The 17,765-nt window shown below is 60.6% G+C and carries 16 protein-coding genes; 8 read left to right on the forward strand and 8 right to left on the reverse strand.

The genetic code is table 11. The features are described 5' to 3' along the window. Window positions 1-15 precede the first annotated feature (15 nt). Entirely contained in the window at window positions 16-1,635 is a 1,620-nt protein-coding gene (locus tag BLV67_RS02800; protein ID WP_065928882.1) for an FMN-binding glutamate synthase family protein, read from the reverse strand. Between the two features lie 29 nt (window positions 1,636-1,664). After that, window positions 1,665-2,429, reverse strand: a complete 765-nt coding sequence (locus tag BLV67_RS02805; protein ID WP_069786181.1) for a helix-turn-helix transcriptional regulator — start codon at window positions 2,427-2,429, stop codon at window positions 1,665-1,667. Window positions 2,430-2,522: 93 nt separating this feature from the next. Here BLV67_RS02805 and BLV67_RS02810 point away from each other — a divergent pair, with 93 nt between their 5' ends. The 3 genes from BLV67_RS02810 (at window position 2,523) to BLV67_RS02820 (ending at window position 5,231) form a co-directional block, all read left to right on the forward strand. Further along, window positions 2,523-3,344: a carbon-nitrogen hydrolase family protein gene (locus tag BLV67_RS02810; protein WP_069786182.1), complete on the forward strand. Its 822-nt coding sequence runs from the start codon at window positions 2,523-2,525 to the stop codon at window positions 3,342-3,344. Between the two features lie 188 nt (window positions 3,345-3,532). Further along, on the forward strand, window positions 3,533-4,858 hold the full coding sequence (locus tag BLV67_RS02815; RefSeq protein WP_065928885.1) for an APC family permease: 1,326 nt from the start codon (window positions 3,533-3,535) through the stop codon (window positions 4,856-4,858). A gap of 100 nt (window positions 4,859-4,958) precedes the next feature. Further along, the gene (locus BLV67_RS02820) at window positions 4,959-5,231 is read left to right on the forward strand and encodes a type B 50S ribosomal protein L31 (protein WP_017135901.1); all 273 of its coding nucleotides are present in this window, start codon (window positions 4,959-4,961) and stop codon (window positions 5,229-5,231) included. A gap of 20 nt (window positions 5,232-5,251) precedes the next feature. Here BLV67_RS02820 and BLV67_RS02825 read toward each other — a convergent pair whose 3' ends face one another. From BLV67_RS02825 to BLV67_RS02840, 4 genes are read right to left on the reverse strand one after another with little or no spacing between them, the layout of a single operon-like run. Then, entirely contained in the window at window positions 5,252-6,631 is a 1,380-nt protein-coding gene (locus tag BLV67_RS02825; protein WP_069786183.1) for an ATP-binding protein, read from the reverse strand. After that, the gene (locus BLV67_RS02830) at window positions 6,628-8,445 is read right to left on the reverse strand and encodes a DAHL domain-containing protein (protein WP_069786280.1); all 1,818 of its coding nucleotides are present in this window, start codon (window positions 8,443-8,445) and stop codon (window positions 6,628-6,630) included. Before BLV67_RS02830 ends, BLV67_RS02825 begins: the two co-directional genes overlap by 4 nt. Further along, entirely contained in the window at window positions 8,442-9,404 is a 963-nt protein-coding gene (locus BLV67_RS02835; protein ID WP_069786184.1) for a cytochrome-c peroxidase, read from the reverse strand. The genes BLV67_RS02830 and BLV67_RS02835 overlap by 4 nt, the downstream gene beginning before the upstream one ends. A 21-nt stretch (window positions 9,405-9,425) precedes the next feature. Further along, window positions 9,426-11,300, reverse strand: coding sequence for a putative bifunctional diguanylate cyclase/phosphodiesterase (locus tag BLV67_RS02840; protein WP_069786185.1), 1,875 nt, complete (start codon window positions 11,298-11,300; stop codon window positions 9,426-9,428). 228 nt (window positions 11,301-11,528) lie between these two features. Between BLV67_RS02840 and nosR the strand changes: the two genes are divergently transcribed. Genes nosR through BLV67_RS02855 form a run of 3 tightly spaced genes read left to right on the forward strand, consistent with a single transcriptional unit; the run spans window position 11,529 to window position 13,752 of the window. Then, a complete protein-coding gene (gene nosR / locus BLV67_RS02845) occupies window positions 11,529-12,842 on the forward strand; it encodes a response regulator c-di-GMP phosphodiesterase, NosR family (RefSeq protein WP_065928889.1) in 1,314 nt (437 codons plus the stop codon). Further along, entirely contained in the window at window positions 12,839-13,252 is a 414-nt protein-coding gene (locus tag BLV67_RS02850; protein WP_065928890.1) for an NUDIX hydrolase, read from the forward strand. Before nosR ends, BLV67_RS02850 begins: the two co-directional genes overlap by 4 nt. Further along, complete coding sequence (locus BLV67_RS02855) at window positions 13,246-13,752, forward strand: GNAT family N-acetyltransferase (protein ID WP_069786186.1); 507 nt, start codon at window positions 13,246-13,248, stop codon at window positions 13,750-13,752. The genes BLV67_RS02850 and BLV67_RS02855 overlap by 7 nt, the downstream gene beginning before the upstream one ends. Before the next feature lie 135 nt (window positions 13,753-13,887). On the opposite strand, the gene metR is transcribed toward BLV67_RS02855, so the two are convergent. Beyond that, window positions 13,888-14,805, reverse strand: coding sequence for a transcriptional regulator MetR (gene metR, locus BLV67_RS02860; protein ID WP_056858838.1), 918 nt, complete (start codon window positions 14,803-14,805; stop codon window positions 13,888-13,890). A gap of 182 nt (window positions 14,806-14,987) precedes the next feature. Here metR and BLV67_RS02865 point away from each other — a divergent pair, with 182 nt between their 5' ends. After that, on the forward strand, window positions 14,988-16,007 hold the full coding sequence (locus BLV67_RS02865) for an alpha/beta fold hydrolase (protein ID WP_069786187.1): 1,020 nt from the start codon (window positions 14,988-14,990) through the stop codon (window positions 16,005-16,007). Window positions 16,008-16,065: 58 nt separating this feature from the next. After that, entirely contained in the window at window positions 16,066-16,719 is a 654-nt protein-coding gene (locus tag BLV67_RS02870; protein ID WP_069786188.1) for a DsbA family oxidoreductase, read from the forward strand. A 121-nt stretch (window positions 16,720-16,840) separates the two neighbouring features. Here BLV67_RS02870 and BLV67_RS02875 read toward each other — a convergent pair whose 3' ends face one another. After that, a complete protein-coding gene (locus BLV67_RS02875; protein WP_069786189.1) occupies window positions 16,841-17,611 on the reverse strand; it encodes a MipA/OmpV family protein in 771 nt (256 codons plus the stop codon). Between the last annotated feature and the right edge of the window lie 154 nt (window positions 17,612-17,765).

Below are 17,765 nucleotides of genomic sequence, written 5' to 3' on the forward strand. Positions count from 1 at the left end.
AGAGTGTTCGAATATTTACGCAGCGGCGACTTCATGCGGCTCAAAACTGTCCGCCCGCGCCATCTGCCACATGCGCGAATAGAACTCGCCGTTCACCTCGCCGGTGAGCAACTCGCCGGGTTTGAGGAACACATGCAGCTGCGAGAACAGTTTGATTTCGGTCGCCGACATGCGCCGCACCAAATGCTTGGCCGACAACTGCGACGGATGATCCAGGCCGGCGGCGGCGAGCATTTCCGCCAGGGCGTGCAGCGTGTTGCGGTGGAAATTGAACACGCGCTGGGCTTTGTCGGGCACCACCAGCGCACGCTGGCGCAGCGGGTCTTGTGTAGCCACGCCCGTCGGGCATTTGTTGGTGTGGCAGCTTTGCGACTGGATGCAGCCGATGGCGAACATAAAGCCGCGCGCCGAGTTGGCCCAGTCCGCGCCGATGGCCAGCACGCTGGCGATATCGAAGGCGCTGACGATTTTGCCGCTGGCGCCCAGCTTGATCTTGTCGCGCAGGTTCAAGCCCACCAGGGTGTTGTGCACAAACAGCAGGCCTTCACGCAGCGGCACGCCGATATGGTCGGTGAACTCCACCGGCGCGGCGCCGGTGCCACCTTCCTTGCCGTCGACCACGATAAAGTCCGGGAGAATGCCGGTTTCGAGCATGGCCTTGGCGATGCCCATGAATTCCCATGGGTGGCCCAGGCAAAACTTGAAGCCCACCGGTTTGCCGCCCGACAGTTCACGCAGTTGCGCGATGAACTGCATCATCTCAACCGGTGTGGAAAACGCGCTGTGGCGCGACGGCGAGATGCAGTCCTCGCCCATCATGATGCCGCGCGTCTCGGCGATTTCCTGGGTGACTTTGTGCTTGGGCAGGATGCCGCCATGGCCGGGTTTGGCGCCCTGGCTCATCTTGATTTCGATCATGCGCACTTGCGGGTTCTGTGCCTGCACGGCAAAACGTTCCGGGTCGAAACGGCCGTCGCTGGTGCGGCAGCCGAAGTAACCGCTGCCCAGTTCCCAGGTCAGGTCGCCGCCGTTTTCGCGGTGGTAGGGGCTGATGCTGCCTTCGCCGGTGTCATGGGCAAAGTTGCCGAGCCTGGCGCCTTGGTTGAGGGCACGAATCGCATTGGCGCTCAACGAGCCGAAGCTCATGGCCGAGATGTTGAACACCGAGGCCGAGTAGGGTTGGGTGCACTGCGGGCCGCCGACCATCACGCGAAAGGCGCTGGGGTCGCTGAGCGGCGCCGGGCGCATGGAATGGCCGATAAACTCAAAGCCCGACTGGTACACGTCGATCAGGGTGCCGAAGGGTTTGTCGGCGGTTTCGTTCTTGGCGCGCGAGTAGACCAGCGAGCGCTGAGCGCGGGAAAAGGGCAGGGCGTCGCTGTCGGATTCGAGCAGGTACTGGCGGATCTCCGGGCGGATGGCTTCCACCAGGTAACGGATATTGCCCAGGATCGGGTAGTTGCGGCGTACCGCGTGGGGGCTTTGCAGCAGGTCGAAAAGGCCGATCAGGCTGAGGACGCCGGTGACCACGGTGATGGGCCACAGCCACTCATGTTCGATAAAAGGGAGGCTGGCGAGGGTAAAAATGACGCACACGGCAAAGAAGGCGTAACGGCTTAATAACGACAGGCTCATACGGGTTTCCTTGGGTTCGGACTCATCGGCTAGGCGTTTTGCGCCTGAAGAAAGATCGAGAACAGCTCCGACTGGGATTTGATCCCCAGCTTGCTGTACATGTGTTTCTTATGGACTTTCACGGTTTCAACAGAGATTTCCAGCTTACGGGCGATCTCCTTGCTGGAGCAACCGCTGAGCATCAAGCGGCCCACATCCAGCTCGCGGGCGGTGAGTTGAGCGCCCCAATCATCCTTTTGAATCGGCGGCTGCGGCGCGCTCACCTGGTTCAGTTCATGGGGCAGGCGCTGGCGCAGCAGGCTCAACACCCAAGGCTGGATCAGTGACAGCAGGGCAATTTGCTGTGGGTCAAAACGCTGTTTTGAGCCCAGCGACAGGCACAGGGTGCGCCCGTCCGGCAGGTGGCAATTGAACTGGATTTCATCGGCCACCACGTTCAGGCGAAAGTAGCGCTGGTAGTACTCGGTCAGCTCGAAATGCTCCGGTGCCACTTCCGCCAGGCGCAACAGGCCGGTGCGCGGGTGTTCGCGGCTGGCGATGTAGAACGGGTCAAGCAGGTACAGGCCGTTGAGGTAGTCCTGGAACAGAGGGTCCGGCGCGCCGTCGGCGCCTGGGCATTCGGCGAACACCAGCGGGCGGTGCTCATTGCTGAACAGCAAGGCGACCCAACTGTCGGACGGCACGTACTGGTCCAACAGCCGCACCAGTTGGGTCCAGAAGTTGGGCTGGTCCAGGGCGTCTATCATTTGCCCCACCGAACGGTGCCAGGCGATGTCTTGCAGCGTCATGCTCATCAATCTACCCCTATCGGGTTACCCCGGCCGCGTAATTCCCTGGCCGGTGTTGGCTGCGCATACTGCGGCACGGATAAAGAACAAGGAATACCCATGAAGGTCGAAATTGCCCAATTGGCAGGCCGCGATAACGCTACAGCTTACAACCTTGAGCGCGCCTTGGCGGCCATTGCTGCGTGCGCCGCCGACACGCAACTGATCGTCTTCCCGGAAACCCACTTAATGGGCTTCCCGTCGGCCGAGACCGTCGCCGCGATCGCCGAACCGGTAGACGGCCCCACCGTACACGCGGTTATCCAGGCGGCCCGTGCGCGCAATATTGCCGTGGTTATCGGCATGGCCGAGCACGACGATGGCCAGTTCTATAACACCACCTTGCTGATCACCCCCGAAGGCATCGCCCTGCGTTATCGCAAGACCCACCTGTGGGCTTCGGATCGTGGCGTGTTCACCGCCGGAGATCGTTACGCCACCTGCCTGTGGAACGGCGTGCGCGTCGGCCTGCTGATCTGCTACGACATCGAGTTCCCGGAAACCGCCCGCGCCCTGGCGCAGTTGGGCGCCGAACTGCTGATCGTCACCAACGGCAACATGGACCCGTATGGCCCCACGCATCGCACCGCAATCATGGCCCGCGCCCAGGAAAACCAGGCGTTTGCGCTGATGGTCAACCGGGTCGAAGACGGCGACGGCGACCTGTTGTTCGCCGGCGGCAGCGCGCTGGTGGACCCGATCGGCACCTTGCTGTTTGAAGCCGGGCGTGAGGAAGGGCAATTCGCCGTCGAGCTGGATCTCGACCAATTGGTGGCGGCTCGAAAGGACTACCGCTACCTGGATGACCAGCGCTTGAAATTGCCCGGCGAGGTGATTGAGCACAGCGATGGGACGCGCGAACTCCTGATCCCCCGGCACTGATGATCGTTCCCACGCTCTGCGTGGGAATGCCTGCGGTGACGCTCTGCGTCACGACGTTCAAGAGCCGACGCAGAGCGTCCTGGGCTGTATTCCCACGCGGAGCGTGGGAACGATCAATCATAAAAATAGTTTGCGCTTCACCGACTTCAGTTCTGCCATAAATCTAATAATTCAGCGGAGAATCGCTCATGGCTCGTTTGCAACGCACCCTGTCGTTAGGGTCGGTGGTGCTGTTTGGCATCGCCTATATGACGCCGATCATTGTGCTTGGCACCTTCGGCATCCTCGCGCAATCCACCGGCGGCATGGTGCCGGCCGCGTATCTTGCGGCGCTGGTGGCGATGTTCTTTACCGCCATGAGCTACGGGCGCATGGCCCAGGCCTTCCCGGTGGCCGGTTCCGCCTACAGCTATGTGCGCAAGGCCATCAGCCCCAAGCTGGGTTTTATCGCCGGTTGGGCGGTGTTGCTCGACTACCTGTTCCTGCCCATGGCCATCTGGCTGATCGGCGCTGCGTACCTGCATTCGGCGTTCCCGACGGTGCCGCAGTGGGTGTGGGTGCTGGCGTTTATCGGCATCACCACGGCAATCAATATCATCGGCTTGAAGCTCGCCAACGGCATCAACGCGCTGCTGATGCTGGTGCAGTTTCTGGTGCTGATCGCATTCGTCGCGCTGTGCATCCACTACATCGGCGGTGACGCGAGCAAGCCACTGTGGACGCTTGCACCCTTTTTCAACGGCCAGATGCACATGCCGCTGATCATGAGCGGCGCGGCCATCGCCTGTTATTCGTTCCTGGGCTTTGACGCGGTCAGTACCCTCACCGAAGAAACCCGCGACCCACGCCGCACCATCCCACGGGCGATCATGCTGATCACCTTGATCGGCGGGCTGATCTTCGTGGGGGTGTCGTACTTCGTGCAGATCGCCCACCCGTCGTTTGAGTTTGCCGATGTGGACTCGGCGGCCTATGAGATTGCCCGCAACCTGGGCGGTGACCTGTTTGTGTCGATCTTCCTGATCGGGCTGATCGTCGGCCAGTTCGCCTCGGGGCTGTCGGCCCAGGCCAGCGGTTCGCGCCTGTTATTTGCCATGGGCCGTGACGGCGTGTTGCCCAAGTCATTCTTCGGCACCTTGCATGCGCGCTTCGGCACGCCGGTCAACAGCATCCTGTTGTGTGCGCTGGTGGCCTTGCTGGCGTTGAAGCTTGACGTGACCACCTCGACTTCGTTCATTAACTTCGGTGCGTTCCTGGCGTTCAGCCTGGTGAACCTGTCGGTGATCTTTCACTACTGGATCGGCGCCAAAGCGCGCGGTGTGCGTGAGGTGATCCTGTTTCTGATCTTCCCGACCATCGGCCTGTTGGCGGACCTGTGGCTGATGATCAGCCTCGATCAACTGGCGATTTACCTGGGCGCGGTGTGGTTGGCGATTGGCGTGGTTTACCTGGGCTTCCTCACACGCGGTTTCTCAAAGCAACCGCCGGAAATGGACTTTCAGGAAGCGGCATAGAAGCGGCCGGCCTATTCTTATTGCAATCGGTTCTCGTTTGGGCGCATGATTTGTGTTACTGTATAACACTTAAATTGCACCCAGACGCCCCGGAGGCCTTATGAAAGCTGGTATCCATCCCGACTACCGTACCGTGCTGTTCCACGACACCGCCGCCGACGTGTTCTTTCTGATCGGCTCCACCGCCGACAGCGACCGCACCCATACGCACAGCGACGGCAACACTTACCCGTACATCCCGCTCGATGTGTCCAGCGCCTCGCACCCGATCTACACCGGCCAGCAGCGCAAGACCCAGGTCGAAGGCCGGATTGCCGGGTTCAACAAGCGTTTCGCTTCGTTTGGGTCCAGCCCGAAAAAGGCGGATGCATAACCCTGACTCGGCGGCGTGCCCTACGCCGCCGTTTGCCGAATCGGCAGCACCACCCGAAAGGTTGTGCCCTTGCCCAACTCACTGCTGACCGAGATTGTGCCCCGGTGTTTCTTGACGATGCCGTAGGACAGTGACAACCCCAAGCCGGTGCCTTCGCCGACGGGTTTGGTGGTGAAGAAGGGGTCGAAAATTTTCTGCACGGTTTGCGGCGCAATCCCACAGCCGTCGTCCGCCACTTCCAGCCAGATGTTCTCGCCTTCCACACCATTGCTGATGGTAATGGTGCCGCGTTCCGGGCCCATGGCTTGCGCGGCGTTGATCACCAGATTCATCACCACTTGATTGAGCTGCGACGCCAGGCACTCGATGTCCGGCAGCGGCATGTAGTGCTTGACCACATCAGCCTTGTACTTGAGTTCGCTGGCAACGATGTTCAGCGTCGAATCAATGCCTTGTTGCAGGTTGGAGAATTGCCAGGTCTGGTCGTTGTCCACCCGCGAAAAATTTTTCAGGTCTTTGACGATTTGCACCACGCGGCCAATGCCATCCTTGGATTCGCGGATCAGGATCGGGATGTCCTCCTTGAGAAAGTCCAGCTCCAACGTAGTGCGCAAGGCCTTTAGCTGGTCGCGCTGTGGTTGCGATGCGATTATTTCCTCACTGTTTCGATAAGCTTCAAGCATCTGTTGCAGCTGGTTAAAGTAGCCATCAAGGGTGTTGAGGTTGGACGAAATGAAGCCTACCGGGTTGTTGATTTCATGGGCGACACCGGCGGCAAGCTGACCCAGCGAAGCGAGCTTTTCCGACTGCACCAGCTGGCTTTCCAAGTGCTTGCGCTCGTCGATTTCCAGTTGCAGCGCCTGGGTACGTTGTTCCACCAGCTGTTCCAGGTGCAAGGTTTGCAAGGCGGCGCGACGGGCCATGTCCCACTTGTTGGCCAGGGTGTTGGCCATTTGCTGGACTTCAATGTTGTCGAAGGGTTTTTTCAGGATCAGCAAACGGTCATGGGCGTGCAGGCGAAAGAGCAGGTCCTCCCAGGAGTAATCCGAGTACGCGGTGCACACCACCACTTGCAGGTCGGGGTCGACCTTCCACAATGCCTCGATGGTCTTCGCGCCGTCCCAGCCCTGGGGCATGCGCATGTCCACAAAAGCCAGCGCGTAGGGCCGTTGTTCTGCCATGGCCGTGGTCAGCAACCCCAGGCCTTCTTCGCCACCGTACGCCGAATGCAGGTCGAATGCCTGAGCCTGAGGCGTGGCGGTGTCGCCGAACAGCGCTGACTCCAGGTCATCCAGTGCGGGGTTGGAGGCCACGCTCGGCATCAGAATCTTGCGAAAATCTTCATGAATTGACGGTGTGTCATCAATCAGCAGAATGCGCCGGTTGGGAGGCTGGTTCATGGGGCAGTTCCGGCAAGGGTGAGAGGAATCGTCAGGGTAAACACTGCGCCAAGGCCTGGCCCATCACTGTGGGCGCTGAGTTGGCCGTGCATTTCCACGGCGGCCAGGGCACAGCTGTGCAGGCCGAAACCATGGCCTTCTTTGCGGGTGGTGAAACCGTGGGTGAATATCCGGGTCATGTTCTCGGCGGGTATGCCTTCGCCATCGTCCTTTACACTGATTTTCAGGGTCTCGTCAGCCGCCGGTTGCACGGTCAGGGTCATTTGCCGTGGACGGTCACTGAGGTTGGACATGGCGTACTTGGCGTTGCTGATCAGGTTGACCATAATCAGCAGCAGTCGGTGTTTGTCGCCCAGAATCTCCGGTACTTGGGCGTACTCCTTGACCACCGTGACGTGATGACGGCTTAAAGCGCCAGCGTTCATGCGCAGGGCGTCTTCCATCAACGCGCTGATGTTGACGGGTTCGAGCAGTGTGGAGGCGCCGGCATAGGATTGCTGGGTCGAGACGATGTCCTTGATGTGGTCAACGCTTTTGCTCAGTTGCGTCAGTTCCTCGCTCATGCCTTGCTGTTCGAGTGCAATCGCTTCGACCAACTGGTTCAGGTAGCCCGGCAGCAATTTGCCCTTTTCATCCTCGTTGAGGAAGGTGCCCAGGTCGCCCTGATGCGCGTTGATCAGTTGCATGGCTTTGCCCAGGCCCTGGACCTTGCTGTTGCGCAATTGGCGCGCCACCAGGTCGGCGGAAATGTTCACGCTGTTGAGCACGTTGCCAACGTTGTGCAGCACGTTCGTGGCGATTTCCGCCATGCCCGCCTGGCGGGCGCTGTCCATCAGCTCGCTCTGGGCGTCCTTGAGCTGTTGCGTGCGCCGCTCCACCCTGTGTTCCAGGGTTTCGTTGGCGGCCTGCAAGGCACGATTGATCCGGTTGATCTCGGCGAAACTGCGCAACAGGCGTACCGCCAGGTACAGCAGCAACACCACCAGCAGGGTTGAGAAAATCAACAGGTAGCGGTGGTATTGATGATCAATGAGGTCGGCCGCCTGCTGGTCCTGATTGAGGTGGGTGGTCAAGTCATCCAGGCGCTCGGCCACGGGCACTGTGGCAATTCGTTCGAGGAGGCTGTTGACCACCGGCTGCTCGCGCAGGATCAGCGAAATGTGGTTGCTGAGGATCACGACCGGGGCCTGGAATTCACTGGGCAGGCGCTCCTTGTTGACTTTCAGCTTGCCCAGGCCCACCAGAATATCGGCGGCGCGATCGTCACTGGTGACCTGGGCGAACTCCAGGCTGCTGAGCAGCAGGTCGTAGGTGTCGGTGGCCACGCTTTGCAGTTGCAGCCGACCTCCATCGTCAATACGACTGAACTGGGCCTGGATATCGTCTTCAGCAGTCGGCAGAAACGCCAGCGAGTTGCGCAGCACCGCATTGTGGGATTTGAACTGGTCTACCAGCCGTGCCTTTTCCTGGATGGCGGCTTGATACGCTTGCTGGGTGGCGTGCCAACCGGTCAGGTCGGCGGTGTGGTGGTAGGTGTCGCGGCTGCCCAGTTCGGCCCATATGCGCGTCATTTCGGTAAGCGGTGTCACCAGCGGATCGTAGTTGTGGGTAATCGAGACCCGGGCCTTGAGTACTTCGCTGTCCCATTGCGCATTGAGTTGCTGGAGCTGGCGGATCAGGTCCCGTGACTGGGTGTAGCTGGCCGTTTGGTCGCGGGAGGACATGAGGTACAAAAAGATCAGGGTCGAGGCCAGCAGCAGGGTCATCAACCCCAGCAACAGCTGGCTGGTACGGCGGCGGGACAGTCGGCTCATAACGGCTTGCCCGCCCATTGGCCAGTCAGGGTCTTGAGAAACAGGATGATCAGGTCCTTGTCTTCCTGGGTCGGAGTGCGCCCCAGTTGATATTTGAACATTACGTCCACGGCCTCTTCCAGGCTTTTGGCCGAAGCGTCGTGAAAGTAGGGCGCGGTGACCGCCACATTGCGCAGGCTGGGTACCTTGAACACATAGCGGTCCTCTTCATCCTTGGTCAACAGGTAACGCCCCAGATCCGACTCGACCGGGTTGCCGCGGGCCTGGAAGTAGTCATCCATCACGCCGAATTTTTGAAACATGTTGCCGCCGATGTTCACACCCTGGTGGCAGGCGATACAGCCGTAATCTTTGAAATGCTGGTAGCCGTACTTTTCCTTGAGGGTCAGGATCTCTGTATTGCCCTTCAAGTATTGGTCAAATCGCGAGTCGGGCGTGAGCAGCGTGCGCTCATAAGTGGCCAGGGCGTTTTGCACATTGGCTGCAGTGACGCCATCGGGATAGGTCCGCTGGAATGCGTTCCGGTAGGCGGGCACGGCTGCGAGGTTCTGCACCACGGTTTTCCAGTCGCTGCCCATTTCTGTCGGGCTGATGACCACGTGTTCGACTTGCGCCTCCAGCGTGTCGACACGGCCATTCCAGAACTGTTTGAAATTCAGGCTGGCGTTGAACACCGATGGGGTGTTGAACTCTACCGGTTTGCCGTCAAAACCGATCGAAAACGCCTTGTTGTCGGCGCCGCCGGACTCCAGGCGATGGCAACTGGCGCAGGACAGCGTGTTGTTGGCTGACAGGCGCGGCTCATTGAACAGTTGCCGGCCCAGTTCGACTTTGGCCGGGTCCAGCATCGGCACGTCCGGCAAGGGTTTGAGTGCCTCGTCCAGCGGTGCGGCCGCCAGTGGCAGACTCGCGCTTAACCATAAGGTGAAGATGAGCCCTTGGGTTGATACTTCGTTCAAGCGAGCACTCCTTGCAATCGGCTATTGATCGGGCATCAGGGCAGGGTGACCGGCTTGCATCAACTGCGCAAAATCCTTTGGGGGCACGGCTTTGCTGAATAGAAAACCCTGGCCTTCTTCGCACCGCTGAGCTTGCAGGAAGTTCAGTTGTTCGAGGGTCTCCACGCCTTCGGCAACGATGCTCAGGTTCAGACTTTTGCCCATTGCGATGATAGCGCTGATCAGTTGGGCGTCCTGGCTATTTACGCTCATGCCGTGCACGAAAGATTGGTCGATTTTCAGCACATCGATGGAAAAGCGCCGCAGGTAGCTGAGGCTGGAGTAACCGGTGCCGAAGTCATCCAGGGCCAGACGCACGCCCATGGCCTTGATGGTGTTCAAGGTGGCGACGGTGTCGTCGACATTCTGCATTAACACGCTTTCGGTGATTTCCAACTCCAGCTGGGCAGGCGGCAGGCCGGTCTGTGTCAGTATCTCTGCCAGGTTGTCGGTAAAGTCCCGCTGGCGAAAGTCGATGGCCGAGACGTTCACCGAGATGCGCACCGGGCTCAAGCCCATGGCGCGCCACGCTTGCCCTTGCTCGCAGGCCTGGCGCAGCACCCACTGGGTCAAGGGCACTATCAGCCCACTGTCTTCGGCCACCGGAATGAACTCAGACGGGCTGATCCATCCCGAGCGCGGCTCAAACCAACGTATCAAAGCTTCAGCACCGACGATTTTGCCGGTTTTCAATTCCAGTTTCGGCTGGTAGTGCAGCACAAACTCGTCATGCTCCAGGGCCTGGCGGATCGCACTTTCCAGGCCCTGCTGGTGTTGCGCGCGCAGGTTCATGGTCTGGGTGTAAAAGCTGAAGTCACCCGGGCCGCGCTCCTTGCTGGTGTGCATGGCGGTTTCGGCATGTTTGATCAGTTCCACCGCGGTGCGGCTGTCATTGGGGTAAATACTGATGCCGAGGCTGGCGGTGACGCTCAGGTCGTGCCCGGCAAGGTGGCGGGTTGCGCGCACGGCCGTGAGCAACTTTTGCGCAATATGCTGGGTTTGTTGCGGGTGCTGGATATCGTTGAGCAGAATCACAAACTCATCGGCCACGTAGCGAAACACTGAATCCGAGCCTCGTACCGTCGCCACCAGGCTCTGGCTGACCTGCTGGAGTACCTCGTCGCCCACCGGATACCCCAAGGCATTGTTGATGCGCTTGAAGCGGTCCAGCCCGATAAATATCACCGCCAGTTGTGTGTCATGCCGTCGGCCCAGGGCGATGGCCTGGGTCAGGCGGTCACCCAGCAAGGCGCTGTTGGGCAACTGCGTGAGCGCGTCGTATTGCAGCAGGTGCGAAACCTTGAGCAGTTCCTGCACGCGTTCTTCAATGGTGCGCTCCAGGCTCCGCACCTTGAGGGCGACGTCTTGGGCGAGCTGCCATTTCCAGGTCAGGGCGCTGGCCATCTGGCGGATTTCCAGGTGGTCAAAGGGTTTTTTCAGGATCAGTAACTGGTCGTTGTACTTCAACCGCGCTTCGATGGCCTCAAAGGAGTAATCGGAATAGGCGGTGCACAGGGCAATCTGCAGGTTGGGGTCGACGCTCCACAACTGTTCGATGGTGTGCAGACCATCCCAGCCGGGTGGCATACGCATGTCGATAAACGCCATGGCGTAGGGCGCACCGTCCGCCAGGGCCTTGTTCACCAGGGCAAGGGCCTCCTGGCCCTGATAGGCCGAATCGAGCAAAAACGTCTGGCGCACCGGCACCTCAGTGCCGAACAGGGCTTCTTCCAGGCTGTCCAGTGAGGGGGCATCGTGGGGGTTGGCGCACAGAATCTTGCGAAAATCTTCGTGGATAGAGGCGGTGTCATCCACGATCAGAATGCGCCGGTTGGCCCGCCCTGAGTCCGGGTTCATGGCGCACTCTGTACTGGCAACAGGTTCGATGGCATAACGCTTCCTTCCTTGGTTTGATGTCCGGGAGGATGTACGTACCGGTTGAGACAGCATAGTTGAGTTCCCTTGATATCGACGGCCAATTGGCGTCAAATCAGCTGCGTGGATGCGTGCATCAAGCGCAGAAACGCGACGGGATATCAGGGTTCAATTCCGCTCAATTTCGTTTATTTTCAAGGCGCAGTAACCATGGATGAACAACTCGCGACCCCACCCACGATTCTGCTGGTTGACGATGAAGAATCGATCCTCAACAGCCTGCGCCGGCTGTTGCGCGGCCACCCTTTCAATGTCGTGCTCGCCGGCAGCGGCGCCCAGGCCCTGGAGATCATGGCGGCCCAGCCCATCGACCTGGTGATGAGCGACGCCCGCATGCCCGGCATGGACGGCGCGCAGTTGCTGGCTGAAGTGCACCGGCTGTACCCGGCTACCAGCCGCATCCTGTTGACCGGCTATGCTGACCTCGCGACGATCATCAAGGCGATCAACGAAGGGCAGATTCACCGTTACATCAGTAAACCCTGGAATGACGAAGAACTGCCGCTGGTGTTGCGCCAGGCCCTGGAGCATCAGCGCCTGGAGCGCCTGGCCCATGAGCAGAACGATCAGCTCAAGGTGTTGAACGCCAACCTGGAAAAACGCGTGGCAGCCCGAACCAGCGAGCTGCAACAGACCGCCGACATGCTCGATCTGGCCTACGACGAGCTCAAGCGCAGCTACGTGACCGGTACCGAAGTGTTTTCGCTGTTGGCCAACCTGCGCTTGCCCAAGGACAAACAGACCAACCGCGCCTTGATCGAACTGGTGCGGGTCTACTGCGCGGCCCAGTCCATCGACGAAGCCAGCACCCGCGACCTGACCATGGCCGCTGCGCTGTACAACATCGGTAAGCTGAGCTGGAGCGACAGCATGATGGTTGCGCCGTCGGACAAGCTGCACAGCACCGACCGTGGCCTGTACCGCGAGTACCCGACCCAGAGCGAATCGCTGCTGATGACCCTCGAACCCATGAAGGATGCGGCGCGGATCATTCGCCATCACCAGGAGCGTTGGGACGGCACGGGGTTTCCCGATCACCTCAAGGGCGATGCGATCCCGCCCGGCTCGCGCCTGCTTAAACTGGCGGTGGACTTCATCGAACTGCAAAAAGGCTTGATCCTTGAACGGCATCTGAACAGCGACGAAGCGTTGCTGTATATCCGCAAGTACGCCGGGCGCCTTTACGATCCGGAACTGGTGGAAGACTTCGTGCAGGCCTGCGCGGCCTTCCTCAGCGATGTGACCCTGGGCGACCCCAACGTCAAGGTCCTCTCCACCCGAGAGCTGGAAGCCGGCATGGTGCTGGCCCGCAACCTCAATGCCGATAACGGCATGCTGTTGCTGAACGCCGGCAAGGTGTTGAACCTGCCGCTGGTGGACAAGCTGATCGCGTTCGAGGCGATGGAAGGCGCGAAATACAGCGTGTTTATCAAACAACCTGAAGAGACACCGATTCTTTCATGAGCATTTCCACTATTCGAATCGCCGCCGCCCTGCTGATCGGCCGCGACGGCCAAACCCTGCTGGTGCGCAAACGTGGCACCCAGGCGTTCATGCAACCGGGCGGCAAGATCGATGCCGGTGAGCAACCCGCCGAGGCGCTGGCCCGTGAGCTGTACGAGGAACTGAACCTGCGCATCGACCCGGCTGAGGCTGTCTACCTGGGCCATTTTTCGGCCCCGGCAGCCAACGAGCCGGGCTTCACCGTGGAGGCTGAGCTGTTCCAGGTGCATATCGATTCGCCGGTGAGCCCCGCCGCTGAAATCGAAGAAGTACGCTGGATCGACCCGGCCGGTGAGGGTGGTTTGCACCTGGCGCCGTTGACTCGCGATTGGATCCTGCCGTTTTATCGCGCGTCGCTCGCTGCATGCTGATCCGCACACTGGGGGCGAATGACGCCGAAGCTTATCGGGCGTTGATGCTGGAGGCCTATGGCGCCTATCCCCAGGCGTTTACCTCCAGCGTGGCGGAGCGCGCACGGATGCCGTTGAACTGGTGGGAAAAGCGCCTACAGAGCCCGTTGGATCAGGTGCTCGGCGCTTTCGAAGGGCAAACGCTGGCCGGCATTGTCGGCCTGGCCTTCGAACCTCGGGAAAAGGCCCGGCACAAAGTCACGCTGTTCGGCATGTACGTGACCGAGGCTTATCAGTGCAAGGGCCTGGGCCGTCAGTTGGTGCAGGCGGCGCTCGATTGCGCGCGCCGCCAGCCCGGCGTCAAACTGATCCAACTGACCGTCACCGCGGGCAACGACGCCGCATTCGCGTTGTACCAGCGCTGCGGCTTTATCCAGTACGGCCTGGAGCCGTTGGCGGTACGGGTGGGCATCGAGTATTTCGACAAGATCCACATGTGGCGCGAACTCAAAGCCGACTGAAACTCTATAGAGAAACCCAATTCTGTGTGGGAGCTGGCTTGCCTGCGATGGCATCACCTCGGTGTACCAGGCAGGCCGAGTCATCCGCATCGCAGGCAAGCCAGCTCCCACATTCGAGTCGTCATTTATGCGGGATTACCGCACGGCGCTGACACCATCCAGGGTCGAAAACGAGGTGTCCTTGGCGGTCAGCAAGAAGTCGCGCATATACGGCGCGTCCAGCATGTCCGCACGAATCCCCGCATATAACGTCGCAAACAAGCCCTTCTCGCCCAAACGCTTGGCCTTCACATACCCACGCGAGCTGTATTCATGCAGCGCCCAATGCGGCATGCCGCACACGCCGCGGCCGCTGGCGACCAACTGCATCATCATCACCGTGAGCTCCGAGGTGCGCACCTGGGCCGGTTCCACGTCAGCGGGTTCCAGGAACCGCGTGAAAATGTCCAGGCGGTCGCGCTCAACCGGGTAGGTGATCAGGGTTTCGCTGAGCAAGTCTTGCGGCACGATATACGACTTGTTCGCCAGCGCATGCTGGTTGGCCACGGCCAACATGGCTTCGTAGGTAAACAAGGGCACATAGGTGATGCCCGGCAGTTCCAGCGGGTCGGAGGTCACCACCAGGTCCAGGTCGCCACGGGCCAGGGCCGGCAGCGGCGCGAAGGCAAAACCTGAGGCCAGGTCCAGTTCAACCTCTGGCCAGGCATCACGGAACTGGTCGATGGTCGGCATCAGCCACTGGAAGCAGCTGTGGCACTCGATGGCCATGTGCAAACGACCGGCGGTACCACCGGCCAGGCGCGCGATGTCGCGTTCGGCGCCGCGCAGCAAGGGCAGGGTGGCGTCGGCCAGTTGCAGCAGGCGCAGGCCGGCGCTGGTGAAGCGCAGCGGCTTGGTCTTGCGCACGAACAGCGGCATGCCCAGGCGCTCTTCCAGCTCCTTGAACTGGTGGGACAGCGCCGATTGCGTCAGGTGCAGGCGTTCGGCGGCTTCAACCAGGCTGTCGGCTTCGCGCAACGCGTGCAGGGTCTTGAGGTGGCGGATTTCGAGCACGGGCGCTCCATGAAGATAATTTGTGATGAAGAGAGATAGCGTGAGTTTGTCTCATGTTCCCATTTATGTCGACCATGACCGTTGGGCGTACTTCATCAAACTGTCACGCAACTGTGGCAGCGCGCTTGAACAAACTTCATCAGACTCGCGCTCTACTGGGGTTCTGCGTTTCGGTGTTTTTCATGCGCGTGTGGTTTTTACTGGCCGCTCTATTGTTCGGCCTGCCGTCCTTTGCGGCTTCTCGATGTGATGTCAATGTCCCGACCCAAACGGTCGACCTGGAAAAAGTCAGCATCGCCTATCAGAGTATCGGCCGAGCGTCCGACCCTGCGTTGCTGCTGGTCATGGGCCTGGGCGGGCAGTTGATCCACTGGCCGGATGAAGTGGTGGTGGCCTTGTGTGAACAGGGTTTTCGGGTGATCCGCTACGACAACCGTGACGTTGGCCTGTCCACCTGGCGCCAGGCACCCGCCAGCGCCAACCTGACGTTCGAAGTGCTGCGCTACAAGCTCGGTTTGCCGGTGGCGGCGCCGTACACGCTGACCGACATGGCCGACGATGCATTGGGCTTGATGGACGCGCTGCAGGTCCAGCAATTCCACGTGCTGGGCGCAAGCATGGGCGGCATGATCGCCCAGCATCTGGCAGCCATGGCGCCGCAGCGGGTCGAAAGCCTGACCCTGGTGATGACCAGCTCCGGCGCCGAAGGCCTGCCGGCGCCCAACGCCGCGTTGGTGCAGTTGCTGTCGCGGCGCAGTGCGCCGAACCGTGAAGTGGCGTTGGAACAGCAAGCCGATTTACTTGCCGCCCTGGGCAGCCCCAACGTGAAAGATGATCGCCAGGCGCTGCTGCATCAGGCTGCGCTGTCCTACGACCGCGCCTTCAACCCGGACGGCGTGAAGCGCCAGATCATGGCGATTCTGGCCGAGCCGAGCCGCGTGCCTTTGCTTAACCAGTTGCGCGTGCCGACCCTGGTGGTGCACGGCACCGCCGACCCGTTGTTGCCGGTGATGCACGGTGTACACCTGGCTGCGCATATCCAGGGCAGCCAGCTGAAGCTCATACCGGGCATGGCCCACCGCTTCCAGGAAGCCTTCAAGGCGCCGCTGCTGACGGCAGTGCTGCCGTACCTCAAAGCCCATCGTGAGGATGCCGCGCATTGGGCGCAGATTGACCTGGGCGAGCCTTCGAAGCTGCTGTGAAGTTGGTGTATCGTGCAACCTTTACGGCGCATTAATACTGCCAGCGAGGTTGCCTGCCATGAGTACTCCCCTGAAAATCGATTTCGTCAGCGACGTGTCTTGCCCCTGGTGCATCATCGGCCTGCGCGGCCTGACCGAAGCCCTCGACCAACTGGGCAGCGAGGTGCAGGCCGAGATTCATTTCCAGCCGTTCGAGCTGAACCCGAAGATGCCCGCCGAAGGGCAGAACATCGTCGAGCACATCACTGAAAAGTACGGCTCCACCGCCGAGCAATCCCAGGCCAACCGTGAGCGTATCCGCGACATGGGCGCGGCGCTGGGCTTTGCCTTTCGCACGGACGGGCAGAGCCGCATCTACAACACCTTTGATGCGCACCGGCTGCTGCATTGGGCGGGGCTTGAAGGGTTGCAGTACAACCTCAAGGAAGCGCTGTTCAAGGCGTATTTCAGTGATGGGAAAGACCCGTCCGACCACGCGACGCTGGCGATCATCGCCGAGAGTGTCGGGCTGGATATCCAGCGTGCGGCGCAGATTCTGGCGTCTGACGAATACGCTGCTGAAGTCCGGGAGCAGGAAGAATTGTGGATTTCACGCGGTGTGACTTCAGTCCCCACCATCGTGTTCAACGACCAGTATGCGGTCAGCGGTGGGCAGCCGGCGGAGGCCTTTGTGGGTGCGATTCGCCAGATCATCCAGGAAGCCAGGGCCTGATGATCGTTCCCACGCTCTGCGTGGGAATGCCGCCCCGGACGCTCCGCGTCCTGCTCTTGAAGTCGTGACGCAGAGCGTCACAGAATGCCTTCCCACGCAGAGCGTGGGAACGATCAATGGCTCAGTCAAACTTGTAGCTGATCGCCGTCTGCACCTGGCCCTGGTTCACGTTGCCGGTCTCCTTGACGATGCTGCTGTTGGCCGCTGAACCCACCAGGTGTGTCCAACTGGCGCTGGTCAACAGCGACCAATGGGTCGCCAGCGGGAACTCGAAACTCTGGGTCAGCGTCAGGTTCTGAAAACCCGCGCTGGCGTTATAGGCGCGAATGCCGGACGCCGCTGACTCTTTATCGTCAACGCCAAAAAACGCCTGGGTCTGGCGCGCATCGGCAAAATGCGCCATCAGGCCGGTGCTGCCGATAATGCCGCCGCCCAGCGGGTAGCCCAGTTCGCCACCGACCTTGCCCAACACACCACTCTGATCACGCGGGCCGCCGACGGCCTGGCTGACCTGGGCGTACACGCGCCAGAACTCGGCCGGTGCGTACTGGATGAAACCCCCGACTTCGGCCATGTCCGGCACATCCCGCAAGCCACGCAGCGAGCGATCGGCCGTGCGCCCCGGCAAGTAATTGATATACGGGCCGGCGGTGAAACCGTGGGTATTGAGTGCGCTCCAGGTCAGGCCATCGTCGGTGCCCAGGCTCACATTGCCCCAGTCCAGATCGAAGTAGGGAATCGGCCGGGTTTCGTAGCGGCTGCCTGTCGGGTCGTGGGGCTGGTAGCTGACGCCTGCGCCGACTTCGCCGGTGATGCCTTCGGCCAATACCGAGCTGGAAAAGCCCCACAGCCCCAGCAAGCCGGCGAATACAGCAGAAGTAACCTTGAACATGGAGCGTTTCCTTATCTGAACTTGCGCGCATTCACGCGCGAAGCGCCTCCCTGACGCAAGCACTCATCTTGTTTGTAGCAAGCTACAAAAATTGTAGCTCCTGCGACACAAATCACCCTGCATAGCGACCAAAACCCCAGCCCCGCTGGGCTTC

This window comes from Pseudomonas salomonii, from assembly GCF_900107155.1.
GTDB classification, from domain to species: domain Bacteria; phylum Pseudomonadota; class Gammaproteobacteria; order Pseudomonadales; family Pseudomonadaceae; genus Aquipseudomonas; species Aquipseudomonas salomonii.